The sequence below is a fragment of the Citrobacter sp. JUb117 genome, from assembly GCF_024809055.1.
Lineage (GTDB): Bacteria > Pseudomonadota > Gammaproteobacteria > Enterobacterales > Enterobacteriaceae > Citrobacter > Citrobacter gillenii.
Genome location: NZ_JANUFB010000002.1, coordinates 382,169 through 406,619, shown reverse-complemented (window position 1 = coordinate 406,619; position 24,451 = coordinate 382,169). Strand labels below are relative to the sequence as shown.

Genomic DNA, 24,451 nt, shown 5'->3' with positions numbered 1-24,451 from the left:
CCCTTAAATAAGTGGTTGCCGTCAGAACAAGGTCAATCCAATGACGAAAATGACGCCGGAGAAAAGCAGGGCGGTGATGCAGTAGCCCATAATGTCGCGCACGCCCAGCCCGGCGATAGCCAGCGCAGGTAATGCCCAGAACGGTTGCGCCATGTTCATCCACTGCTCGCCGTAGGCGATGGCCATCACCGATTTACCCAGGTCGGCACCGAGCGCCTGCGCGGCAGGCAACACGAACGGTCCCTGAATAACCCAGTGTCCGCCACCTGATGGCACGGCAAAGTTAATCAGCGCGGAGCTGAAGAAGGTCATTAATGGGAAGGTGTCTTTGTTGGCGACGTCGATGAAGAATTCGGTAATCAGCCCGCCAAGACCGGAATGCTCCATCATTAGTTGGATCCCGGCGTAGAAGGGGAACTGTACCAGGATCCCGGCGGTGCTGCGGGCGGCGGCGCTGACGGCACGCATATAGGCCATTGGCGTTTTGTGCAGCAGCAGACCGGCAATCATAAACATCAGGTTGACGGTGTTGATGGTGAGGTTGAAACCCTTGTCGGCGAAATACAGTGCCAGGTAAGCAATCCCCAGTCCGCCAATGATCAGCGTCAGAATACGGCTCTCTTCCAGACGCTCGGACGGCGGTGCGTCTGGCGGGAGTTTCTTCTGGAAATCATCTTCTTCCAGCAATAATTTTGGATCGATGCTGATCACATCAGACGGTTTCGGCGTCATCATGCGTGTGATGAACGGCATGACCACAATGAGCGCCAGAGTGATGAAAATATTGAAATCGGTAAACAGGGTGTCGCTGACCGGAATTAACCCGGCAACGTGCTCGACCGGGTTGCCCGGCGTTGCTGCCAGCAACGGCATTGAACCGGAGAAGCCGCCACCCCAGGTCAGAAAGCCGATGTAGGCGCAGGCAATCAGCAGCGGGTAGTCAGAGCCGGGTACCCGACGGGCGACTTCACGAGCAAACATCGCTCCCACCACCAGACCAAAGCCCCAGTTGATGACGCTGGCGACCGCGGCAAAGAATGTCACCAGCATAACGCCCTGTGTGGGGGTTTTAGCGGCTGAAGCGGCGGTGCGCAGCAGACTTTTAACCGGACCGGAGCTGGCCAGCGCGTGGCCGGTGACGATGATCAGCGCCATCTGCATACCAAATGCCAGCAGATTCCAGAAGCCGTCTCCCCAGAACTTGACCATGCTGATCGGTGTTTGCGGCGTCAACCACAGCGCAATGGCGAACGTTATCAGCGTCAGCAGCATGGCGAAGATCAGCGGATCGGGCAGCCAGCGGCTGACGAAACGCGTCATAAAGCGTGACATACGGCCAATCATACGTCACCTCGCAGGATGACCAGGTCGGTGGCGACAGCAAATTGTGCGTCGGTTTTCTCACGCAGGGCGGTGATATCGCAGCCTTCCGCGATTTCTGTCAGCCACATTTTACCGTCGATGAAACGGAAAACGGCGAGTTCGGTGACCAGCATATGTACCGCGTGCTGGGCCGTCAGTGGCATGGTGCAATGGCGGAGAATTTTAGCCGCGCCATCTTTCGCACAATGTTCCATGGCGATAATGACTTTACGCGCGCCGGTGACCAGATCCATTGCGCCGCCCATACCGGGCACCATCTTACCGGGAACCACCCAGTTGGCGAGGTTAGCCTGTTCATCAACCTGCAACCCACCGAGGACACAGGCATCAACATGGCCACCGCGAATTAACGCGAATGACATAGCGCTATCAAACATTGCGGCACCGGGCAAAATACCACACGGTTGCCCACCGGCGTTGACCAGATCGGGATGGGCGGTGGTGACCGGACCCAACCCGAGAAAACCGTTCTCGGACTGCAAGGTAATGTGAATATCGGCTGGCAGGTAGTTGGCGACCATCGTCGGCAGACCGATACCTAAATTCACCACGTCGCCGTCGCGAAGTTCTTGCGCCACGCGGCGCGCAATACGTTGTTTAGCATCCATAATCAGGCCTCCAGAGGGCAAATGATGTGGTCGATAACGGCGCCGGGGGTGATTATCTGGTCAGGGAGAAGCTCACCTATTTCGACCATTTCATCCGGCTCCACCAGCGTGAGGTCGGCGGCAAGGGCGATCAGTGGGTTGAAATTGCGCGCGCTGAGTTGATAGGTGAGGTTGCCAAGCATGTCTGCGCGGTGCGCACGAATCAGCGCCAGGTCTGCACGCAACGGGCGTTCAAGCAGCCAGGTTTTGCCATCAAGCGTCAGGGTCTGCTTGCCGTCTTCGACAATGGTGCCAACGCCGGTAGGCGTCAGAAAACCGCCAAGCCCCGCACCGCCGCAGCGGATTTGCTCTATTAGGGTACCTTGCGGCACCAGTTGAACCTCCATTTCACCGGCAATCATGCGTCGACCGGTTTCAGGATTGGTGCCAATGTGCGAAGCAATCACTTTGCTCACACGGCCATTGACGATCAGCGGCCCGATCCCGGTATCGACAAAGGCGGTATCGTTAGCGATAAGTGTCAGGTCTCTGACGCCGGACTCAAGTAAAGCTTCAACCAAACGGGGTGGGGTACCTACGCCCATAAAGCCCCCGACCATGATGGTCATGCCGTCGCGAAAGAAATGTGTAGCGTCTTGTAAGGTAAGAAGTTTTGTTTTCATTCTATTTCCCTGTTGCCTGGTCCATTTTGGGTACATCAGGGAATTGCAAGCGGGATGCCAGAATGGTGAAATAGAAAGGAATATCGTTAATTCATTGAATCTGTAGGGTTATTTGTTATCAGGCTATGTGATAGTGATGGGGGGGCTATGCAGAGTTTTGCGCAGTGTGCAAAATTCTGCATAGCAACTTTCTGTCTCAAACCCCTGTCGGGTCGATGTCATATTCTTGAAGTTTATACATCAGGGCGCGTCGGCTGATACCCAGCATCAGCGCCGTGCGGGTGCGGTTTCCGTCCTGTTGTTCAAGAACCTCCACGATGATCCGTTTTTCCTCGCGTTTAATTTCTTCTTTCAGGCTACGTTCCCCCGTTTGAGTGGGTTTTACTTCGGTTATTGCGCTGACGGGTGAACGGAACTGGTCGGGAAGATCGTCGGCAAAAATCACCGCGCCGGTGTTCATTACCACCGCGCGTTCAATCACATTGGAGAGTTCACGGATATTGCCCGGCCACGACCAGGCACTGAGGATCGACATTGCTGTTGGGTCGATATCGATGATATCGCGCTGATTCTCAGAACTGAATTTTTGTAAAAAATGGTTGGCCAGCAGGGCGATATCTTCCCGCCGCTCACGTAACGGTGGCAGCTGAAGGTGGATGACATTCAAACGATAAAACAGATCTTCGCGGAAAGTGCCTGCTTTCACCATTGTTTGCAGGCTACGGTTGGTGGCGGCGATAATGCGGATATCGACGCGAATGGTTTGATGCCCGCCGATGCGTTCAAATTCTCTTTCCTGCAAAATGCGCAGCAGCTTCGCCTGCAGGCCTGGAGGCATTTCGCCAATTTCATCAAGGAAAAGCGTACCCTGATGGGCGCGTTCGAATAAACCCTGGCGTAGCGTTTGCGCCCCGGTAAACGCCCCCTTTTCATGACCGAACAGCTCGCTTTCCAGTAACGATTCCGGCAGGGCGGCGCAGTTGATTTTGATAAAAGGACCGTTGGCGCGTCTGCTGTTGTAATGGATCGCCCGGGCGATCAGCTCTTTTCCGGTGCCGCTCTCACCGCTTACCAACACGCTGGCCTGCGAGAGGGCGATTTTCGCCGTATCTTTACAGATATCCTGCATTAGCGGGCTGTTGGTCAGGATATGCCCCCATTGCCAGCTGGTGCTTAGCGCTTTATGCAGGTTGCGGATCTCCTGCTTCATCGCCTGTAGCTGCAACGCGCGCTGGATAACCAGGTTAAGCTCATCCAGATCGAAAGGTTTGATCACGTAATCAAATGCGCCGCTGCGTAAGGCTTCTACCGCCGTTTCGACTTCAGCGTAAGCAGTCATCAAAATGACGGGGATACGCGGTTGCTGAGTACGCATGACTTTCAGTGCCTCAATACCGTCCATGACCGGCATGCGAATGTCCATCAACACTACGTCAGGCTGCTTTTCGTTAAACAGCGCCAGGCCAGCCTCACCGTCGCAGGCGCTGTGCGTCTCATGTCCTTGCAGAGAAAACGCGGTAGTCAGCATACGGCAAACATTGGCTTCATCATCAACGATGAGAATACGGTAGGTGGTTTTCATTCTGACGGGGTTTCCTGCGGATGAGTCGGTAAAATAAGGGTGAAGGTTGCACCGCAGCCCGGCATGCTGGCGACGCGAATATCGCCCTGATGGGCGTTAATAATCCGCTGGCTGAGGGCCAGACCAAGCCCTGTTCCCGAGGCTTTGGTGGTGAAGAACGGATCAAATATTTTTTTCTGCAGCGCAATATCGATGCCGCAGCCGTTATCCTCGATGGTCACCGCCTGGTGTGACGCCGTGTATTGCCAGGTACGGATCTTAATGTCACCGCGTGCGCTGATGGCTTGTACCGCGTTGATTAAAATGTTGAGGATCACCTGCTTAAGTAACTCGCGATCGGCAACGATCGCCGGCAGGTTGGGGTGTAACTCCGTGGTAAAATTAATGCGCGCCTGAATACCAGCGGTTTGAACCAGGATCAGCGTTTCTGCAATCAGCGTATTGAGCTGTACCTGCTGCCATTTGCTGCGTCGCGGACGAGAAAAATCCAACAGTTGCTGAATGACCCTGTTGATTGAGTCAATCTCGTTCAGCACCACGGATAAATATTCCTGATGCTCCGGCAAGGTCGTTTGTTGGCGGATAATCTGCACATAACCACGGATTGCCGTCAGCGGATTTCTCACTTCATGAGCCACTCCGGCCATCAGTTCGCCGAGGGTGGCAAGCCGTTCAGTTTGTGCCAGTCGCCGCTGGGTCTCTTTACGGGCGGTTAAATCGGAGAAGAAAACCAATGCGCCGATCAGTTCACCGTGTGCATTATGGATCCGGCTGGAAGTGACGCTTATCTCAATGACACGGTCGCGTCCGGGAAAGCTGACTTCCTGAGCGACATGTTCGGTACCATGTTCCAGCGTATCCAGCACCGGGCTGGAAAATGGGGTGTTGGAAAAAATCCTGGCATAAGGTTGCCCGACTAACTCATGCAACGTGTAACCGGTAATTTGTTCCGCTGCGGGGTTCATCGTGGTGACATCACCCTGCCTGTCGATAGCAATCACCCCGTCGGCGGCGTTTTCAATAATCAGATCGTTAAGGGTTTTGGTTTCCAGCAGCGTTTGCGCCAGCGCATTGACGCTGCGGCTAATTTGCCCCAGTTCGCCGGGCAATTCTGGCAGTCGGGTTGGCGTCTTTTGTCCCAGCGTTAACAGACCATCGGTGATGATGTCGATATTGGCACTGAGACGGCGGGAGAACAGCACGATCAGCAGCAGGCTGATCAGCAGTCCTGCCGCCAGCACGGCGACGATTCTGACGTCCATTTTTCTCGCTTGCTGGCGAATATCTTCCGTCAGTTCGTTGGCCCAGATATAGCCAATAACCTCACCATGACGTTTGATCGGTAGCATTGAGTTAAGGATGTCGCCGCGCACCTGTTGGCCTGAGACGACGATGGCCGACTGGGTGCTCATCACGTCACGTCCTGGGTGGTCAGGTGAGATAGTGAGTCCCACATTGCCCTGATAAAGCGCAGAAGGGGAGTAGGTGATCACGGCATCGAGGGCTTTGTGGTAGTAGCCCGCGCCCACGCCGGGAAACGCCTGTGTGATGCGCTCGGTGATGGGGCCCAGCGCCTGATTAAGCGCACGAATGCGCGCGTCACGCGGCAAATTTGCATAGTCGCTAAAACGATCGCCCAAGGCATCGTTTAGCAGGGCTAACACCGATGACAGTTTTTTCTCTTTTTCAGATAAGACTGCTGAACGGCCTTCGGTTTCTACGATATAACCAATGGATATCGTCGGTACTGTCACCATCAGAATGGCCATCATGATCATTTGGTTGCGTAAACGTCGCGGGGTTAAACGACGCGTCAGCCATTTCAGGTCGGGCATTCTGACATCCGTACAAGGTATTTAAGTCAAACGACGATTATCAGGGGTTAAGATAATGTTTTCTCAGCGGTGTATCATATTCCCGTAAAGAGAGGGCATTGCGACGCCGGGCATTTACCGCTACCTTAACCACACTTATTCATACCCTGAGGCGGAGCTTCGCCCCTTTGAAATACCTTGCTTCTGTTCATGCAACCCTAAAAGTCTCACGCTACCTGTTCAGAGCGCTGGCGCTGCTGGTCTGGCTTCTGATTGCTTTTGCGAGTGTGTTCTACATTGTGAATGCGCTGCATCAGCGAGAATCGGAGATCCGTCAGGAGTTTACGCTTAGCTCCGATCAGGCGCAGCGCTACATTCAGCGCACGTCTGATGTGATCAAAGAGCTGAAATATATTGCAGAGAACCGCTTAACGGCGGAAAACGGCGTGATGTCGTTGCGGGCGCGGGATGACAAAACCGTGGTGCCCAATTTTGAGCCGTTGTTTGCTGATTCCGACTGTGCGGTGATGGGCAACGCCTGGCGTGGTTCACTGGAATCGCTGGCGTGGTTTATGCGCTACTGGCGCGACAATTTCTCCGCCGCCTATGACTTAAATCGCGTGTTTCTGATCGGCAGCGATAACCTGTGTATGGCCAACTTTGGTCTGCGTGATATGCCCGTTGAACGCGATGAGGCGTTGAAAGCGTTGCATGAACGCATCGTTAAGTACCGCAATGCGCCGCAGGACGAAAACGGCAATAACCTGTTCTGGATAAGCCAGGGGCCGCGTCCGGGCGTGGGCTATTTTTATGCGCTGACGCCGGTGTATCTGGCGAATCGCCTGCAGGCGCTGCTTGGCGTTGAGCAGCCGATTCGTATGGAAAACTTCTTCACGCCGGGTAATCTGCCGATGGGCGTGACTATCCTCGATGAAAATGGTCACGCACTGATTTCGCTGGCTGGCCCTGAGGGGACGATCAAAGCTGAACCGCGTTGGATGCAGGAGCGTTCCTGGTTTGGTTATACGCCGGGTTTTCGCGAGCTGGTGCTGAAGAAAAATCTGCCGCCATCATCGCTCAGTATTGTGTATTCCGTCCCGGTCGATCTGGTGCTGGAACGTATTCGCATGTTGATCCTCAACGCTATTCTGTTGAATGTGCTGGTGGGCGCGGCGTTGTTTATGCTGGCACGTATGTATGAGCGACGTATTTTTATCCCTGCAGAAAGCGATGCCCAGCGTCTGGAAGAACATGAACAGTTTAACCGTAAAATTGTTGCCTCTGCGCCAGTCGGTATTTGTATTCTGCGCACTATCGACGGTATTAACATCCTGAGTAACGAGTTGGCGCATACCTATCTGAATATGTTGACCCACGAGGACAGGCAGCGGCTAACACAGATCATCTGCGGTCAGCAGGTTAATTTCGTTGATGTGCTCACCAGCAACAATACCAATCTGCAAATCAGCTTTGTGCATTCGCGCTATCGCAATGAAAACGTGGCGATTTGCGTACTGGTTGATGTTAGCGCACGTGTCAAAATGGAAGAGTCGCTGCAGGAGATGGCGCAGGCAGCGGAGCAGGCTAGCCAGTCTAAATCGATGTTCCTCGCCACGGTCAGCCATGAGCTGCGTACGCCGCTGTACGGCATTATCGGCAACCTGGATTTGCTGCAAACCAAAGAGTTGCCGAGTGGTGTCGATCGGTTGGTCACGGCGATGAACAACTCCTCCAGCCTGCTGCTGAAAATTATCAGCGATATTCTCGACTTCTCAAAAATTGAATCTGAACAGCTTAAGATTGAGCCGCGTGAGTTTTCACCGCGCGAGGTGATGAACCACATAACGGCCAACTACCTGCCGCTGGTGGTACGTAAGCAGCTGGGATTGTACTGTTTCATCGAACCGGATGTGCCGGTGGCGTTGAATGGCGACCCCATGCGCTTGCAGCAGGTGATCTCTAATCTGTTGAGCAATGCGATTAAGTTCACCGATACCGGCTGCATTGTGCTGCATGTGCAGCGTCATGGTGATTATCTCAGTATTCGCGTACGTGATACCGGCGTGGGCATTCCGGCCAAAGAAGTCGTGCGTCTGTTCGATCCGTTCTTTCAGGTCGGCACCGGGGTTCAGCGTAATTTCCAGGGAACCGGATTGGGGCTGGCGATTTGTGAAAAACTGATCAGCATGATGGATGGTGATATATCCGTCGATTCCGAACCCGGAATGGGCAGCCAGTTTACGGTGCGTATTCCACTGTATGGTGCGCAGTATCCACTGAAGAAAAGTGTGGAAGGGCTGACCAATACCCGCTGCTGGCTGGCGGTACGTAATGCTTCACTGTATCGCTTTATCGAAGCCAGCCTGACGCGTAACGGGATGACGGTGCTGCGCTATGAAGGTCAGCAACCCGACGCTGATGACGTGCTGATTGCCGATGATGTGCAGGAACAGGCATGGCAGGGACGCGCCGCGGTGATTTTCTGTCGCCGACATATCGGCATTCCGCAGGAGAGAGCGCCGGGTGAGTGGGTGCACAGCGTGGCCTCACCGCACGAGCTGCCTGCGCTGCTGGCGCATATATATCGCGTTGAGCTGGAGGATGAAAATCTCTCCAGCGCGCTGCCTGCCCCGGATAAAATCGGCAGTAACCACGATGACATGATGATTCTGGTGGTTGACGATCATCCGATCAACCGCCGCTTGTTGGCCGATCAGCTGGGATCGTTGGGGTATCAGTGCAAAACCGCCAATGACGGTGTGGATGCGCTCAATGTGTTGAGCAAAAATCATATCGATATCGTGTTGAGCGACGTCAACATGCCGAATATGGACGGTTACCGCCTGACGCAGCGCATTCGTCAGCTGGGGCTCACACTGCCGGTGGTTGGCGTAACGGCGAACGCACTGGCAGAAGAGAAGCAGCGTTGTCTGGAGTCAGGGATGGATAGTTGCTTATCCAAGCCGGTGACGTTGGATGTGCTGAAGCAGACGCTGACGGTGTATGCGGAAAGAGTGAGAAAAACGCGGGGATAAAAAATGCCGGATGGCGGCGTTTGCCTTATCCGGCCTACGGAACATACCTCAATGAGGTATCGTTCGTAGGCCGGATAAACGTAGCGCCATCAGGCATGTTGATGGTAAAAGGAATCAGTCTTTGTCGGACGGGCTTAGCGTCACGGACGAGAGATAATTAAGCAGGGCGATATCGTTTTCAACGCCCAGTTTCATCATCGCGGACTTTTTCTGGCTACTGATGGTTTTAATGCTGCGGTTGAGCTTTTTGGCGATTTCAGTGACCAGGAAACCTTCCGCGAACAGGCGCAGAACTTCGCTCTCTTTCGGCGAAAGACGTTTGTCACCATACCCGCTGGCACTGATTTTCTCCAGCAAACGAGAAACGCTTTCTGGGGTAAATTTCTTGCCTTTTTGCAGCGCCGCCAGTGCTTTTGGCAGATCCGTTGGCGCACCCTGTTTCAGCACGATCCCTTCAATGTCGAGATCCAGCACCGCGCTGAGGATCGCCGGGTTGTTGTTCATGGTCAGGACGATGATCGACAGGCTCGGGAAATGGCGTTTGATGTATTTAATTAACGTGATCCCGTCACCGTATTTATCTCCCGGCATAGAGAGATCGGTTATCAACACATGCGCGTCTAATTTCGGCAAATTGTTGATCAGTGCAGTGGAGTCTTCAAATTCGCCGACAACGTTCACCCATTCGATTTGCTCAAGTGATTTACGAATACCGAACAGTACAATCGGATGGTCATCGGCAATAATTACGTTCATAGTGTTCATGTATTGGGCTACCTTGCTACAGCAAGCTCTTGACGTAAGTGTCAATGTCGCTGATGTACTTTTCTATACCTGGAGCATCTTTTTCTTGAATAAGATGTTCCAGCGCTTCACATAACTGCTTGCCGGGTACCAGATTAAGCATGGCAAACACGCCTTTCAGGCGATGGGCGGTTTGGGCTAACGCAGCGAAATCGCTGGTTTCCGCCTCAGTATACAACCTCTTAACATCATCCGGTACTGTGTCTACAAAGAGTGCATAGTAACCACTGGCATGAAGTTCGGCGTTTTCATCTCCGCCGAGGGGGATTTCCTGGATCTCTTCCTGCGCCAGCTGCTCTTCTATTAGCTCGAGGACAGCTTCCTGCATAGCATTGCTCATATTAAAGTTGACGCGCAGCTGACCAGGGCCAATTTTGCGTACGCCAGACTCATCATCGCTTAAAAGCAAGCCCGAGGCAGTAAGATTAGACGGATTATCAGTTAAAAAGAGATCATATTCTTGACTACTCAACCGTTCATCGGGCGTGATGCAGGTGGCTCCCCAGTTTTCTAGCTGACGTAATACGATGCTACGTACCTCACTGGAGGTGACATCAACCATCACGCAGACGTCATCCAACAGGCGCTCTTCAATGTCAGCATGTTGGTCATGCAGCGGCATTTTAACATGGACGATATAACGCGTTCCAAGTTCTTCACGCGCTTTGATATTCAGGTGCCCGCCCAGTTTACGGGCCAGCTGATCGCATAGCCAAAAGGTCAGCGGGTTGGCTTTGCCATAGCGATCGCCCTGCGTTTCATTGATGAACGGAAAGTGTAGATTATCAATTTCATTCAACGTTACGCCTTCACCAGTATCCAGAATACGGAAGGTCAGGCGCTCTGCCTCTGATTCATCCTGGTCAACTTCGAGGGTAATTTTCCCAATTTGCGTGGTGGTTACCGCGTATTGAATCAACAGCAGCAGAATACGGCGCAGGGCGTCACGGTCGCCGCGGCGTTCATCGCTGGCGCTGAGGTTATTTTTAATCAGCAGCTGCAGGCCTTTGCGTTTAATGACCGGCAGAACGTCAGGCACCACTTCATCAATTAACGTTTGAACGGAGAACAGCGTGGACTCGCTTTTCCAACTGTCGCTCTCGAGAATATTGGCCAACTGAATTTCATCAACCATTCGCACCAGCACATCGGCCTGATTTGCCAGTTTTTGGCTGTCAGGCGTATTGAGTGCGGCGGCATTAACGGCAAGTATTCTGGCCGGATCTTTCAGGGCACTGCCGATATTCTGCATAAATGCGGCGCGGGCCTGCTGATTTTTCTCATACAGGCGCTGGGCTTGTTTCAGTTTTTTATTCACCAGCACTTCTTTGTCCTGGTCGCGAATAATAAAGATCTGCGTACGCGGTGATATCTGGCTGCGGAACAGTCGGATTTCATACAGTTCATTATTAATGGTGGCCTGGATCACGCCCTGATGCTGCTCAGCCATGCTAGTTATGTTTTGCAAATTCAAATGCGGCAGCAGGTGGTCGGCAATTTTATTGCTGATGACCGTACGGTTAGCCTCCTGGTCGTGCACCAATAATCCCAGCGGCAGCAGTGAAACAATCTCTTCGTTGATTGCTCGCAAAACGCGTAATTCATTATTGGCGGCAAGGTTTGGCGCCACGTCGGTCGAGCGGGCAGGGAGGTGGCGAAAGGTGGTATAGCCAAACAACGCCAGTGCCAGCAATGCGATGTTCAGCAACAGCGGCAGCAGGATATTTTGCAAGGTGTCGAGCAGCAATGAACCGAACGGGACCTGCCAGACCAGTCGCATATCCGTTGAGTTTAGCGCCGATGAAATCTCAATTTTGGCGTTATTGAAGCTGATACTGACGCTGTCAGGCGACTCTTTTTCATTACTGTGCTCGACCGTTGAGGTGGCATCAGGTTCCAGATGAAAACTGTCCAGCGGCATGCCTGGCGGGATCAGATCATTAATGGGCAGGTCAAACGCCACCACGGTGGCCAGATGTCCCGGCTGATTAAAGGTGGTACGCAGTGTGAAGTAATGGCCGTTTTGCCAGACCAGGCGGCGCAGCGAGGAGAAGCTTTCACGTTCATCCAGCGCATTGGCCTGCTGTAGCATTTCTGCGCGGCGCGAATCGACGATATTACCAATCGTCGACTCTTTAAAGCCGGAGGTCAGATCTTTCAGTGGCAACGTCGAAATCAGGATCAGGCTGTTGTCCTGGCCATTGAGATAATACATTGACCATGGGACATTCTCGGCTCCCCACAGGGTATCCAGATAGGTTGAGATACGCTGGGTCATCTCCAGCGTTGAGCTGTCATGCGAGCCAAAAATAAGCGCTTCGGTCTTTCTGCGTGGTTTCTCAAGATAGTAGATATCTTGTTTCAAACGGGTTTCTTGTAGTCCATCTGCTGTGGCGGATTGCGGGGTGGCGGCAATATTGTCATAAATTTGCCACGTGACGTACCGCCAGGTATCTACTCGTTTATGGATGGCATGCGTGATATCGACAATCTGATAGCTCTTATCTTTTAGCCAGGTGTTGACCGCGCTCTGGACCATCACGCCCATCATCACTAACAGCACAACGATCAGTAATAAGAAGAAACGGGTAATACTTCCCGGAAGTAGGGAAAATCGGGTAGAAGCCGTTGTGTCTGACTGACTCATTCGTGTTTAAGACCTGTTAGAACGATGCTTAAGATGAAGGGGCAGTATAAAGGGTAATGGATGAATTGCCATACTCTCGCAGCACCGGACGCATGGCACGTGTTTACCGCACATCTTGCTTCGTCACGCCGTGGTCAATCTGTACAGTCCACCGTGTCAGGTACAAATAGAAATCTTGAACCTAAGAAATTAGCATTAAATAACAAGAAATTATTAGATAAGCTTAGGTGTGATTAATACACAAAAAAATAGTTAATAATTGTTATAGTTTTTGGTTGGTAGCACAGGACTGTCAGTTTTGTGTAAATTAGGGTAAAAAAAAACCGAACGCAGAGCATTCGGTTGAAATAGGGGTAAACAGACATTCAAGAATGAATGACGGTAATAAATAAAGTTAATGATGATAGCAGTGCTATTTTAGTTGCGAGTGAAGATTTTGTTTTGTCATTCAGTGCTATGAGTTTTTCGAATGCAATTAGTTGATTTATATCGTCATATGTATGTTTCTTGACTATTTGTGCTTATTTTGCTCATTTTTTGATTTTTAAAAAGTTCCCTGATATTAACATTTTGAAACATCTGTGTAGATAAATGAAACACCTTTAAAGTTTTAGTATCATATTCGTGTTGGATTATTCTGTGTTTTTGCGGAGAATGAAGTTGCCGACTGGTTAATGAACGTAATCAGTATGCAGTGGCATAAAAAAAGCAATAAAGGCATATAACAGAGGGTTAATAACATGAAAGTCAAAGTACTGTCCCTCCTGGTCCCAGCTCTGCTGGTAGCAGGTACCGCGAATGCGGCTGAAATTTACAACAAAGACGGCAACAAATTAGACCTGTACGGTAAAGTCGACGGTCTGCACTATTTCTCCGATAACAAAGGTGATGATGGTGACAAGACTTACATGCGTATCGGCTTCAAAGGCGAAACTCAGGTTAACGACCAACTGACCGGTTACGGCCAGTGGGAATACCAGATTCAAGGTAACGCGGCTGAAAGTGAAAACAACTCCTGGACCCGTGTGGCGTTTGCGGGTCTGAAATTCGCTGATGCCGGTTCTTTCGACTACGGTCGTAACTACGGCGTGGTTTACGACGTAACGTCCTGGACCGACGTTCTGCCGGAATTCGGCGGCGATACCTACGGTGCTGACAACTTCATGCAGCAGCGTGGTAACGGCTTCGCGACCTACCGTAACACCGATTTCTTCGGCCTGGTTGATGGTCTGAACTTTGCCATTCAGTACCAGGGCAAAAACGGTAGCGTGAGCGGCGAAGACGAGAACGGCAGAACGTTCACTGGCGTGACCAACAACGGTCGTGATGCACTGCGTCAGAATGGCGACGGTGTTGGCGGATCGATCACGTATGATATCGGTGAAGGCTTCGCGCTGGGTACCGCAGTCACCAGCTCCAAACGTACTGACGAGCAGAACCGTTTAAACTTCGGTACTGGCGATCGTGCTGAAACCTACACCGGTGGTCTGAAATACGACGCGAACAACGTGTACCTGGCAGCACAGTACACCCAGACCTACAACGCAACGCGTGCAGGTGATTTAGGCTGGGCTAACAAAGCGCAGAACTTCGAAGCCGTTGCACAGTACCAGTTCGACTTCGGTCTGCGTCCGTCCGTGGCTTACCTGCAGTCCAAAGGTAAAGACCTGGGTCGTGGTTATGGCGACGAAGACATCCTGAAATATGTTGATGTTGGCGCGACTTACTACTTCAACAAAAACATGTCTACCTATGTTGATTACAAAATCAACCTGCTGGATGACAACAACTTCACCCGTGATGCGGGTATCTCTACCGATGATATCGTAGCGCTGGGTCTGGTTTACCAGTTCTAATCTGCGTTCATTGTTATTCAAAGGCCCTGCGGGGCCTTTTTTAATGCCGTTATTCCGGCGTACAGGCAACCCTTTTTGGTGTACTCTTGCGTCCGTTCGCATGAGGATAATCACGTATGGATATGAATTTTTGCCGCGCAGCCCTGTTGGCTGTGACGATCTTTTCTGTCGGCTGCGATAACGCACCAAAGCCGGTTCAGACCACACCGCCTGCGGCCACCGTACTGGAAGGCAAAACGATGGGCACCTTCTGGCGGGTTAGCGTGGTGAACGTTGATGCTAAACGCGCCGAAGAACTGCGGGTCAAGATCCAGACGCAGCTTGATGCTGACGATCAGCTGCTCTCTACCTATAAAAACGATTCTGCGCTGATGCGTTTTAACTTGTCGAAAAGCCTGTCGCCCTGGCCGGTCAACGATGCCATGGCGGATATCATCACCTCGGCGCTGCGTATTGGCGCGAAAACCGATGGCGCGATGGACATCACCGTCGGCCCGTTGGTTAACCTGTGGGGATTTGGTCCGGACAAGCAGCCGCTGCATATCCCCACGCAGGCACAAATTGATGCCGCAAAAGCACAAACCGGGCTGCAGCACCTGAGCGTAATCAATGACACGCGGCAGAACTATCTGCAGAAAGATCTACCGGATCTGTATGTCGATCTCTCTACCGTTGGTGAAGGTTATGCTGCCGATCATCTGGCCCGACTGATGGAGCAGGAGGGGATCGCCCGTTATCTGGTGTCCGTTGGTGGGGCGCTGAACAGCCGGGGGATGAACGCCGAGGGACGTCCGTGGCGAGTAGCGATCCAGAAACCCACCGATCGGGAAAACGCGGTGCAGGCGGTTGTAGATATTAACGGTCATGGCATCAGCACGTCCGGCAGTTATCGCAATTATTACGAACTGGACGGAAAGCGTCTGTCGCATGTTATCGATCCGCAAACCGGTCGGCCAATTGAGCATAATCTGGTCTCGGTGACAGTGATTGCGCCTACGGCACTGGAGGCCGACGGCTGGGATACTGGGCTGATGGTGCTCGGCACGGATAAAGCCAAAGAGGTGGTGCGTCGTGAAGGGCTGGCGGTTTATATGATTGTCAAAGAAGGCGAGGGGTTTAAAACCTGGATGTCGCCGCAGTTCGAAAGCTTTCTTGTCAGCGATAAAAATTAAAAAGCAAGATTGCAGGTTTTTATGCCCTGCAATGCGGACACACTGAGGCTAAGCACTATGCTTAACAAAGGAGTCCATTATGAATAATCTTCAACGCGTAACCGATGAGGACCGTTGGCAGTCTGTGTTACAGCGTGACGCGGACGCTGACGGTCAGTTTGTTTTTGCCGTACAGACTACGGGTATCTTTTGTCGACCGTCATGTCGGGCTAAACATGCGCTGCGTAAAAATGTCCGTTTCTTTGCCGATGCCGGGCAGGCGTTAGCGGCAGGGTTTCGTCCCTGCAAACGCTGTCAGCCGGATAAAGCCAACGCGCAGCAGCAGCGGCTGGAGAAGATTAGCCTGGCGTGCCAGCTGTTAGAGCAGGAGTCGCCGCTCACGCTGGAGGCTTTAGCTCAGCAGGTGGCGATGAGCCCGTTTCATCTACATCGTCTGTTTAAAGCTACGACGGGCATGACGCCGAAAGCGTGGCAGCAGTCCTGGCGCGTCAGGCGTTTGCGTGACGCGCTGGCGAAAGGCGCACCGGTGACCCAGGCGATTTTGAATGCCGGCTTCCCCGACAGCAGCAGCTATTACCGTAAAGCGGATGGAGCGCTGGGCATGACGGCAAAGCAGTTTCGTCAAGGCGGCGATAAGCTGGCGATTCGCTATACCGTGGCGGACTGCGCACTGGGCCGCTGCCTGGTAGCGGAAAGTGAACGCGGTATCTGCGCAATTTTACTCGGCGACGACGATGCTACGCTGGTATCTGAGCTGCATGAACTGTTTCCTGCAGCACGTGGTGTGCCTGCGGATCCCGATTTTCAACAGCGTGTGCGCGAAGTGATCGCGGTCATTAACTCACGCAATACCCCATTGTCGCTGCCGCTGGATATTCGGGGAACCGCGTTTCAGCAGCAGGTGTGGCAGGCGCTGCGTGACATTCCCTGTGGCGAAACGGTGAGCTACCAGCAGTTGGCGAATGCCGTGGGGAAACCGAAAGCGGTGCGCGCTGTGGCGAGTGCCTGCGGAGCAAATAAGCTGGCGATTGTGATCCCGTGTCATCGGGTGATCCGCGGCGATGGCGCGCTTTCGGGTTATCGCTGGGGCGTCGCCCGCAAGGCGCAACTGCTGCAACGTGAAACCACAGGTGAGGACAGATAATGCTCGATCTCTTTGCGCAGGCAAAACCCTGGCAGGAGCCGCTGGCGTCCGGTGCGGTCATTTTGCGCCGTTTTGCGTTTGATGCCGCACCTTCTTTATTACAGGAAATGGCGGTTGTCGTCAGACAATCGCCGTTTCGCCAGATGGTGACCCCCGGCGGATATACGATGTCGGTGGCGATGACCAACTGTGGTCAATTGGGGTGGACGACCGATCAGCATGGCTACCTCTATTCTCCGGTCGATCCGTTGACCGGTAGCGCCTGGCCGCGTTTACCTGACGTTTTTGCCGAACTGTGTCAACAGGCGGCAACCGCTGCGGGCTATCCCGATTTTCGACCAGATGCCTGTTTGATCAACCGCTATACGCCAGGGGCAAAACTGTCGTTGCATCAGGATAAAGACGAACCCGACCTGCAAGCGCCCATTGTTTCTGTCTCGCTGGGCCTGCCGGCAATCTTTCAGTTCGGTGGTCTGAAGCGCAACGATCCGTTAAAGCGGCTGCTGCTGGAACACGGTGATGTGGTGGTGTGGGGCGGGAAATCGCGCTTGTTTTATCATGGTATACAGCCGCTTAAGACTGGCTACCATCCGTTGACAACGGACTGCCGTTACAATCTGACTTTTCGCCGGGCGAGTAAAGAAGAATAAAAATAAGAATTATTATTGCTGTCGGCGAAGAGATGTTTAAACTGCGGGCTGTTATTACTTGTCCGGGTTGAACACATGGAACTTTTACTTCTTGTCTGGCGGCAGTATCGCTGGCCATTTATCAGCGTCATGGCGCTCAGCCTTGCCAGTGCTGCGTTGGGGATTGGGCTGATTGCGTTTATCAACCAGCGCCTGATTGAAACGGTCGACACCACGCTTATGGTGCTGCCGGAGTTTCTCGGCCTGCTGCTGTTGCTGATGATCGTGACCCTTGGTTCACAGCTGGCGTTGACCACGCTGGGACACCACTTTGTCTACCGCCTGCGTAGCGAATTTATCAAACGTATTCTGGATACTCACGTCGAGCGCATCGAACAGCTCGGTAGCGCCGCGTTGCTGGCTGGCTTAACCAGCGATATCCGCAATATCACCATCGCCTTTGTCCGCCTGCCGGAGCTGGTGCAGGGGATTATATTGACCGTCGGGTCAGCGGCATACCTGGCGATGCTGTCGACCAAAATGTTGCTGGTGACGGCAATCTGGATGGCGATCACCATCTGGGGTGGATTCGTACTGGTGGCGCGGGTGTACAAACACATGGCCACGTTGCGTGAAACCGAAGACAAGCTGTACAACGATTACCAGACGGTGCTGGAAGGGCGCAAAGAGCTGACCCTTAACCGTGAACGCGCCGAGCATATTTTTAATCAACTGTACGTCCCGGATGCCAAAGAGTACCGCCACCATATTATTCGTGCCGATACCTTCCACCTGAGCGCGGTCAACTGGTCGAATATTATGATGTTGGGTGCCATTGGCCTGGTGTTCTGGATGGCTAACAGCCTCGGCTGGGCGGATACCAACGTCGCGGCAACCTATTCGCTGACGCTGCTGTTCCTGCGTACGCCGCTGCTGTCTGCCGTTGGCGCGCTGCCCACGCTGCTCACCGCCCAGGTGGCGTTTAATAAACTGAATAAATTTGCACTGGCACCGTTCAAGGCTGAATTCCCTCGTCCTACTGCATTCCCAAACTGGAAAACGCTCGAGCTACGTAACGTAGTTTTCCACTATCAGGACAATGCTTTCTCCGTTGGGCCGGTCAATCTGACCATTCACCGTGGCGAGCTGATCTTCCTGATTGGCGGCAATGGCAGCGGGAAGTCTACGCTGGCCATGTTACTGACTGGGTTATACCAGCCGCAGTCTGGCGAGATCCTGCTCGACGGTAAGGCGGTGGCGGTCGACAAACCTGAAGACTACCGCAAGCTGTTCTCCGCCGTGTTTACCGACGTCTGGCTGTTTGACAAACTGCTGGGGCCGGAAGGTCAATCGGCCAACCCGGCGCTGGTCGATAAGTGGCTGGAACATCTGCAGATGGCGCACAAGCTGGAGTTGAACGACGGGAGCATTCTGAATCTTAAGCTGTCGAAAGGGCAGAAAAAACGCGTGGCACTGCTGCTGGCGTTAGCCGAGGAACGCGACATTATTCTGCTGGATGAATGGGCTGCCGATCAGGACCCGCACTTCCGGCGCGAATTCTACCAGGTGCTGTTGCCGTTGATGCAAGAGATGGGCAAAACCATTTTTGCCATTAGTCACGATGATCACTACTTTATTCATGCCGATCGCTTGCTTGAGATGCGCAATGGCCAGCTGACTGAGCTGTTGGGCGACGATCGCGACGCTGCCTCGCGTGATGCCGTCGCACGTACTGCCTGAATCGGTGAGTTGTTACCCGATGGCACTACGCTTATCGGGCCTATAACTCCGCGTGCCGCCGGTTTTTTATCCATCCGGCGGCTTCGTTTATTGTTATTTACATAATTCGGCATCATGATTAATGATATTTCATATCATGGATTTATGATTGATGTCCGTAATAAACAAAAATAGCGCCAGGCTACGTGATGAAGAACGTGCCCGCCTGATCTGGCTGCTAACCACTGATAAAGCCATTATTTCAACGCTGTTGGGCAAGCTTACCCTGGCTGAGCAATATGACGTCGGTACGCTTGCCGACGATATTGCTGAGGTAGGGGCGCTGGTGGAGCATTTGCCGCCACCCGATCTGGCCGATACCCTCGAAGCATTACCCTCCGAAGAGCGTCACGCGCTGTGGCGGCTGATCCAAAGCGACAAGCGTGGTTATGTGTTGCTGGAGGCGTCTGAAAACGTCTGGGACGATCTGATCGATGAAATGTCGGACCGGGAATTGCTCGACGCGCTGCAATACCTCGACATCGACGAGCAGATTTACGTGGTGCAGCATTTACCGCGTAACCTGACCGGTCGACTGCTGGCGACGTTACCGGCGGAAGAGCGGGCGCGCGTGCGCCAGGTGATGCACTACGAGAAGAATCGCGTCGGTGCGATCATGGAGTTCGAGGTCATTACCGTGCGCCCGGACGTGACGCTGAAGGTGGTACAACGCTACCTGCGACGGCTGGGTAAAATGCCGGAGAACACCGATAAACTCTTCGTCACCGACCGCAATAAAGTGCTGGTGGGCGAGCTGACGTTAACCCGTATTCTGCTCAATGACGTGCAACGCAAAGTCAGTGAGGTGATGGAAGACGATCCGCTCACCTTTGCTCCGGAAGATATCGCCGAGCACGCCGCGCGTACCTTTGAACGTGATAACCTGGTCAGTGCGGCGGTGGTGGACCCAACCGGCAAGCTGATGGGGCGTTTAACCATCGATGAGATCGTCGATGTGGTGTATGAAGAAACGGACACCGATCTGCGCCGGATGGGGGGCTTAAGCGCCGGAGAAGATGTCTTTGCCCCGGTTACCAAAGCGGTAAAAACCCGTTGGGCCTGGCTGGCTGTTAATCTCTGTACCGCATTTATCGCATCGCGCGTCATCGACGGTTTTGAACACACGATTTCACAGCTGGTGGCGCTGGCCTCGCTCATGCCCATCGTGGCGGGGATCGGCGGCAATACCGGTAATCAGACCATCACCATGATTGTCCGCGCGCTGGCGCTGCAAAACATTCAGCCAGGAAACCTGACGTTCCTGATCCTGCGAGAAATGGGCGTGGCGGTGATTAACGGGCTGGTCTGGGGCGGGATTATGGGCGGCATCACCTGGTGGTTGTACGATGACATGGCGCTCGGCGGCGTGATGACCCTGGCAATGATGCTTAATCTGTTAATGGCAGCGCTGATGGGGGTGATTATTCCAATGACCATGGTCAAGCTGGGGCGCGACCCGGCGATCGGCTCAAGCGTGATGATCACCGCTATTACCGACACCGGCGGGTTCTTTATTTTTCTCGGTCTGGCGACGCTGTTTTTGGTGTAGTCGGGCGTTTGCCTCTGACGATGCGTGGCAGGACCAGCATCGTCAATACCCCGCCAACCACGCCAATAGCCAGGTTGCCGGTCGACACCGTTGCAGCAACGGTAATCAGCATCACCAGCGTTTCGCTGACCGGCATTTTCACCAGTGTCGCTGGCTGAATGCTGTGCCAGCTGAACGTTTTCACCGCCACTATGACCATAATACCTGCCAGCACTGACATGGGGATTTTTGCCATCATGTCGCTTAACGCAGTGACCAACAGCAGCAAGACCAGCCCAGCGGCGAACGTGGAGACGCGGCTGCGTCCTTTACCCATCTCAACGTTAACAATCGTTTGACCAATCATCGCGCATCCGGCGATACCGCCATATAACCCGGCCAGAATATTGGCTATCCCCAGCCCCGTACTTTCACGATTTTTATTCGAGGGCGTGACCGTCAGATCGTCAACCAGTCGGGCGGTAAGCAGCGACTCCATCAAGCCGACAAAGGCAATACTCAGCGCGCAGGGCCAGATAATCGCCAACGTGTGCAGGTTGAGAGGCACCAACAGCTGCGTGAATCCGGGTAATCCACCGCTCAATGAGCCTTCGTCACCGACGGTAGGCAACAACTGCCCGCTGGTCACGGTGAAGACCGTCAGCAGCACGATGGCAATCAGCGGCGCGGGAATGCTTTTAATAAACCGCGGTACCCACAGCACGATAAGCAGCGTCAGAACAAACAGCCCCCAAATCAACGGGCTTTTACTCCAGAAGTGCGGAACCTGAGCAAAGAAGATCAAGATGCCTAGCGCGTTAACAAAGCCGGTCATCACGGCCCCAGGGATAAAACGCATCAGTCGTGCCATCCCCAATACACCAAACAGGATTTGGATAACCCCGGCCAGCAGCACCGCGGGCAGGATGTACTGTACGCCGTGCTGATGCACCATTGGGCCAATCACCAGCGCCACCGATCCGGCTGCGGCGGTAACCATGGCCGGACGTCCGCCTAAAAAGGACATCGCCAGACACAGGACAACCGAGGCTATCAGGCTGACTTTGGGGTCTACGCCGGCGATAACAGAAAAAGAGATCACTTCCGGGATCAGCGCCAGCGCCGTGACCACGCCGGCCAGTGTTTCGCGCATCAGCAGGCGGGGTTGACGCAGCACAACGCCGACGGAATGTTCCGCCACGGCGGCAGGGGATGAATCAGTCGCAGACATAGTTACTCTCAGGTCAGAAATGGCCTGATAACAGCAGACCGGCAGGCATCCGTGCGGTGAATAGCAAAGCGCTGCATAGTACCCGCCTGACGGGTAGGTTTCCAGAAATGATTGTCAATAACCGTATAAAGAATCAACCTATTAATAACATTTTTAAAATTTAAACATAAATTATAAACATTATTTTATTATTTTTTACTTAAGTGTTACCGTTGGGCCGTTCGATTTTCACCTGCATGAAAAGCAAAAAGCGATACTAAAAGTAAGGCATTAACATTATGAAAAAAGTGACAGCCATGCTCTTCACCATGGCCCTGGGGCTGAATGTTGTCTCGATGGCGGCAAAAGCGAAAGCAGTGGAAGAGCAGGAAACGGATGTACTGTTGATTGGCGGCGGTATCATGAGCGCCACATTGGGAACCTATTTACAGGAACTGGAACCACAATGGTCTATGACCATGGTCGAGCGAATGGATGGGGTGGCCGAGGAGAGTTCAAACGGCTGGAACAATGCTGGCACGGGCCACTCCGCGCTGATGGAACTGAACTACACGCCGAAAAAAGCCGACGGTACTGTCAGCATTGAAAAGGCCGTTGAAATTAACGAAGCCTTCCAGATTTCCCGCCAGTTTTGGGCCTATCAGGTCAATAACGACGTGATGCATGACCCACGCTCATTTATCACTACCGTTCCCCACATGAGCTTTGTCTGGGGGGATGAGAACGTTAACTTCCTGCGCGCGCGTTATAAAGCCCTGCAGCAAAGTTCGCTGTTCCGTGGCATGCGCTACTCCGAAGATCACGCCCAGATCAAAGAGTGGGCACCGCTGGTGATGGAAGGACGCGATCCAAACCAGAAAGTGGCAGCAACGCGTACCGAGATTGGGACTGACGTCAACTACGGCGAAATTACGCGCCAGCTGATCGCTTCGTTACAGAAAAAGCCTAACTTTGCGCTGCAACTCAGTACTGAAGTACGGGGTTTTAAGCGTAACGCTGATAACAGCTGGACCGTCACGGTTGCCGATCTGAAAAACAACGCAGCGGAACGCGACATCAAGGCGAAGTTTGTCTTTATTGGCGCCGGTGGCGCTGCGCTGAAACTGTTGCAGGAAACCGACATCCCGGAAGCGAAAGGCTACGGCGGATTCCCGGTTGGCGGACAGTTCCTGGTGGCGGAAAACCCGGATGTGGTGAATCGCCACCTGGCGAAAGTATATGGTCAGGCTTCTGTCGGTGCACCGCCGATGTCCGTACCGCACATTGACACCCGTATTCTGGATGGCAAACGCGTGGTGCTGTTTGGGCCGTTTGCGACCTTCTCCACCAAGTTCCTGAAAAACGGTTCATTGTGGGATCTGCTGAGTTCTACCACCACTTCAAACGTTATGCCGATGATGAATGTGGGTCTGGATAATTTCGATCTGGTGAAATATCTGGTCAGCCAGGTCATGCTCAGCGACGACGACCGTTTTGCTGCGCTGCAGGAATACTACCCGCAGGCGAAGAAAGAAGACTGGCGTTTGTGGCAGGCGGGCCAGCGCGTGCAGATCATCAAAAGTGATGAAGACAAGGGCGGCGTTCTGCGTCTGGGGACCGAAGTGGTGAGCGACAAAGACGGCACGATTGCCGCGCTGTTGGGTGCATCACCGGGCGCGTCAACGGCGGCACCGATCATGCTGCATCTGATGGAAAAAGTGTTTAAAGATAAAGTCGCCAGCCAGCAATGGCAGGCGAAGCTGAAAACGATTATTCCGTCTTACGGCACCAAGCTGAACGGTAACGTCGAGGCCACGGAACAAGAGCTGCAGTACACCAGTGGCGTTCTGGGTCTGAAATACGATAAACCGCAGGTGGCTGATGAAACGCCTCAACCGCAGTTAAAACCTCAGGCTCAACCGCAGCCAGAGCAGAAAGCGGTTGCGGATATTGCACTGTAATCGCATGGTTGCATGCCGGATGGCGCTGCGCTTATCCGGCCTACAACACGCTATACGTAGGCCGGATAAGGCGGTACGCCGCCATCCGGCACATTCTCATTTATCGCGCGACTGCGTCCTGAATCTTCTCTTCTGCTTTCCAGATACGGTATTTTACTTCTACGTTTTCCGGGGTGTAGACCACAATCGGTAATTTGCTGTTGTAACGCAACATACCGTCGTCACCTAAATGAGCGGTAATAAACTTCTTCTCTTTCTTGCCGTCCGGGCAGGCCATCATGGTTGACACCGGAGAGGTAACTTTGTCGAATACGTAGTAGTCATAACCCCAACCTTCCAGCGTTTTGCTGTCCAGTTCTCCGCCCAGGCGATGCTGGTTGCAGTCAACGTCCAGCGTTTGGCCGATCAGCAGTTCTACCTTTAGAGTAGATTCATCTTTCTCAGGAGTAAGCTGGATAACCTGGCGTTTCATCCCTTTGTCTGCTTTCGGATACGGGGCGACTTTTTCCAGCGGCTGAGCGGGAGTATCACTGGTTGCTGCCCATGCAGAGGTGCTGGCAAACGTGGCTAGCAGGATGGCAGGGACGATGGTCTTCATCTTATTGTTCACAGTGTTTCCTTTCTTCTGTCTTCTGAA

The 24,451-nt window shown here is 53.2% G+C and carries 17 protein-coding genes; 8 read left to right on the top strand and 9 right to left on the bottom strand.

Features of this window, described 5'->3' with window-relative positions; all coding sequences use genetic code 11:
* Nucleotides 1-21: 21 nt before the first annotated feature.
* From M2374_RS05785 to atoS, 5 genes are all read right to left on the bottom strand, one after another.
* Nucleotides 22-1,344, bottom strand: coding sequence for a TIGR00366 family protein (locus M2374_RS05785; protein ID WP_181632067.1), 1,323 nt, complete (start codon nucleotides 1,342-1,344; stop codon nucleotides 22-24).
* Nucleotides 1,341-1,991, bottom strand: coding sequence for a 3-oxoacid CoA-transferase subunit B (locus M2374_RS05780; protein WP_115257936.1), 651 nt, complete (start codon nucleotides 1,989-1,991; stop codon nucleotides 1,341-1,343). Before M2374_RS05780 ends, M2374_RS05785 begins: the two co-directional genes overlap by 4 nt.
* Nucleotides 1,992-1,993: 2 nt before the next feature.
* Nucleotides 1,994-2,653, bottom strand: coding sequence for an acetate CoA-transferase subunit alpha (atoD, locus tag M2374_RS05775; protein ID WP_117343431.1), 660 nt, complete (start codon nucleotides 2,651-2,653; stop codon nucleotides 1,994-1,996).
* Between the two features lie 196 nt (nucleotides 2,654-2,849).
* Nucleotides 2,850-4,235, bottom strand: coding sequence for an acetoacetate metabolism transcriptional regulator AtoC (atoC, locus tag M2374_RS05770; RefSeq protein ID WP_153879799.1), 1,386 nt, complete (start codon nucleotides 4,233-4,235; stop codon nucleotides 2,850-2,852).
* Nucleotides 4,232-6,070 carry a two-component system sensor histidine kinase AtoS gene (atoS, locus tag M2374_RS05765; protein WP_181688926.1) on the bottom strand — a complete coding sequence of 613 codons (1,839 nt, stop codon included), beginning with the start codon at nucleotides 6,068-6,070 and terminating at the stop codon, nucleotides 4,232-4,234. Before atoS ends, atoC begins: the two co-directional genes overlap by 4 nt.
* A 167-nt stretch (nucleotides 6,071-6,237) precedes the next feature.
* Between atoS and rcsC the strand changes: the two genes are divergently transcribed.
* A complete protein-coding gene (gene rcsC, locus M2374_RS05760) occupies nucleotides 6,238-9,084 on the top strand; it encodes a two-component system sensor histidine kinase RcsC (RefSeq protein WP_181688927.1) in 2,847 nt (948 codons plus the stop codon).
* Between the two features lie 114 nt (nucleotides 9,085-9,198).
* Here the strand turns inward: rcsC and rcsB are convergent, their stop codons facing one another.
* Nucleotides 9,199-9,849 (bottom strand): response regulator transcription factor RcsB, encoded by a 651-nt coding sequence (gene rcsB, locus M2374_RS05755; protein ID WP_045445418.1) that lies wholly within the window; start codon nucleotides 9,847-9,849, stop codon nucleotides 9,199-9,201.
* A 16-nt stretch (nucleotides 9,850-9,865) separates the two neighbouring features.
* The gene (gene rcsD, locus M2374_RS05750; RefSeq protein WP_117343435.1) at nucleotides 9,866-12,535 is read right to left on the bottom strand and encodes a phosphotransferase RcsD; all 2,670 of its coding nucleotides are present in this window, start codon (nucleotides 12,533-12,535) and stop codon (nucleotides 9,866-9,868) included.
* A gap of 740 nt (nucleotides 12,536-13,275) precedes the next feature.
* Here rcsD and M2374_RS05745 point away from each other — a divergent pair.
* The 6 genes from M2374_RS05745 (at nucleotide 13,276) to mgtE (ending at nucleotide 20,664) form a co-directional block, all read left to right on the top strand.
* Nucleotides 13,276-14,391: a porin OmpC gene (locus M2374_RS05745; RefSeq protein WP_135911705.1), complete on the top strand. Its 1,116-nt coding sequence runs from the start codon at nucleotides 13,276-13,278 to the stop codon at nucleotides 14,389-14,391.
* Nucleotides 14,392-14,507: 116 nt separating this feature from the next.
* Entirely contained in the window at nucleotides 14,508-15,563 is a 1,056-nt protein-coding gene (gene apbE / locus M2374_RS05740) for an FAD:protein FMN transferase ApbE (protein ID WP_181688928.1), read from the top strand.
* A gap of 79 nt (nucleotides 15,564-15,642) precedes the next feature.
* Nucleotides 15,643-16,707 (top strand): bifunctional DNA-binding transcriptional regulator/O6-methylguanine-DNA methyltransferase Ada, encoded by a 1,065-nt coding sequence (gene ada, locus M2374_RS05735; protein ID WP_181688929.1) that lies wholly within the window; start codon nucleotides 15,643-15,645, stop codon nucleotides 16,705-16,707.
* The gene (alkB, locus tag M2374_RS05730) at nucleotides 16,707-17,357 is read left to right on the top strand and encodes a DNA oxidative demethylase AlkB (RefSeq protein ID WP_096756423.1); all 651 of its coding nucleotides are present in this window, start codon (nucleotides 16,707-16,709) and stop codon (nucleotides 17,355-17,357) included. The genes ada and alkB overlap by 1 nt, the downstream gene beginning before the upstream one ends.
* Before the next feature lie 75 nt (nucleotides 17,358-17,432).
* The gene (locus tag M2374_RS05725) at nucleotides 17,433-19,076 is read left to right on the top strand and encodes a multidrug ABC transporter permease/ATP-binding protein (protein ID WP_181688930.1); all 1,644 of its coding nucleotides are present in this window, start codon (nucleotides 17,433-17,435) and stop codon (nucleotides 19,074-19,076) included.
* 151 nt (nucleotides 19,077-19,227) lie between these two features.
* Entirely contained in the window at nucleotides 19,228-20,664 is a 1,437-nt protein-coding gene (gene mgtE, locus M2374_RS05720; RefSeq protein WP_115257946.1) for a magnesium transporter, read from the top strand.
* Here mgtE and M2374_RS05715 read toward each other — a convergent pair.
* Nucleotides 20,627-21,874, bottom strand: coding sequence for a SulP family inorganic anion transporter (locus M2374_RS05715; protein ID WP_259154027.1), 1,248 nt, complete (start codon nucleotides 21,872-21,874; stop codon nucleotides 20,627-20,629). The genes mgtE and M2374_RS05715 overlap by 38 nt on opposite strands.
* Nucleotides 21,875-22,152: 278 nt before the next feature.
* Here M2374_RS05715 and mqo point away from each other — a divergent pair, with 278 nt between their 5' ends.
* A complete protein-coding gene (gene mqo, locus M2374_RS05710) occupies nucleotides 22,153-23,814 on the top strand; it encodes a malate dehydrogenase (quinone) (RefSeq protein WP_259154026.1) in 1,662 nt (553 codons plus the stop codon).
* 100 nt (nucleotides 23,815-23,914) lie between these two features.
* Here the strand turns inward: mqo and eco are convergent, their stop codons facing one another.
* Nucleotides 23,915-24,412: a serine protease inhibitor ecotin gene (gene eco, locus M2374_RS05705; RefSeq protein ID WP_096759370.1), complete on the bottom strand. Its 498-nt coding sequence runs from the start codon at nucleotides 24,410-24,412 to the stop codon at nucleotides 23,915-23,917.
* Nucleotides 24,413-24,451 lie beyond the last annotated feature (39 nt).

Coding starts and splice junctions, on each gene's coding strand:
- M2374_RS05785 (WP_181632067.1), bottom strand. CDS start 1,344: ATGATTGGCCGTATGTCACGCTTTATGACGCGTTTCGTCAGCCGCTGG.
- M2374_RS05780 (WP_115257936.1), bottom strand. CDS start 1,991: ATGGATGCTAAACAACGTATTGCGCGCCGCGTGGCGCAAGAACTTCGC.
- atoD (WP_117343431.1), bottom strand. CDS start 2,653: ATGAAAACAAAACTTCTTACCTTACAAGACGCTACACATTTCTTTCGC.
- atoC (WP_153879799.1), bottom strand. CDS start 4,235: ATGAAAACCACCTACCGTATTCTCATCGTTGATGATGAAGCCAATGTT.
- atoS (WP_181688926.1), bottom strand. CDS start 6,070: ATGCCCGACCTGAAATGGCTGACGCGTCGTTTAACCCCGCGACGTTTA.
- rcsB (WP_045445418.1), bottom strand. CDS start 9,849: ATGAACACTATGAACGTAATTATTGCCGATGACCATCCGATTGTACTG.
- rcsD (WP_117343435.1), bottom strand. CDS start 12,535: ATGAGTCAGTCAGACACAACGGCTTCTACCCGATTTTCCCTACTTCCG.
- M2374_RS05745 (WP_135911705.1), top strand. CDS start 13,276: ATGAAAGTCAAAGTACTGTCCCTCCTGGTCCCAGCTCTGCTGGTAGCA.
- apbE (WP_181688928.1), top strand. CDS start 14,508: ATGGATATGAATTTTTGCCGCGCAGCCCTGTTGGCTGTGACGATCTTT.
- ada (WP_181688929.1), top strand. CDS start 15,643: ATGAATAATCTTCAACGCGTAACCGATGAGGACCGTTGGCAGTCTGTG.
- alkB (WP_096756423.1), top strand. CDS start 16,707: ATGCTCGATCTCTTTGCGCAGGCAAAACCCTGGCAGGAGCCGCTGGCG.
- M2374_RS05725 (WP_181688930.1), top strand. CDS start 17,433: ATGGAACTTTTACTTCTTGTCTGGCGGCAGTATCGCTGGCCATTTATC.
- mgtE (WP_115257946.1), top strand. CDS start 19,228: ATGTCCGTAATAAACAAAAATAGCGCCAGGCTACGTGATGAAGAACGT.
- M2374_RS05715 (WP_259154027.1), bottom strand. CDS start 21,874: ATGTCTGCGACTGATTCATCCCCTGCCGCCGTGGCGGAACATTCCGTC.
- mqo (WP_259154026.1), top strand. CDS start 22,153: ATGAAAAAAGTGACAGCCATGCTCTTCACCATGGCCCTGGGGCTGAAT.
- eco (WP_096759370.1), bottom strand. CDS start 24,412: ATGAAGACCATCGTCCCTGCCATCCTGCTAGCCACGTTTGCCAGCACC.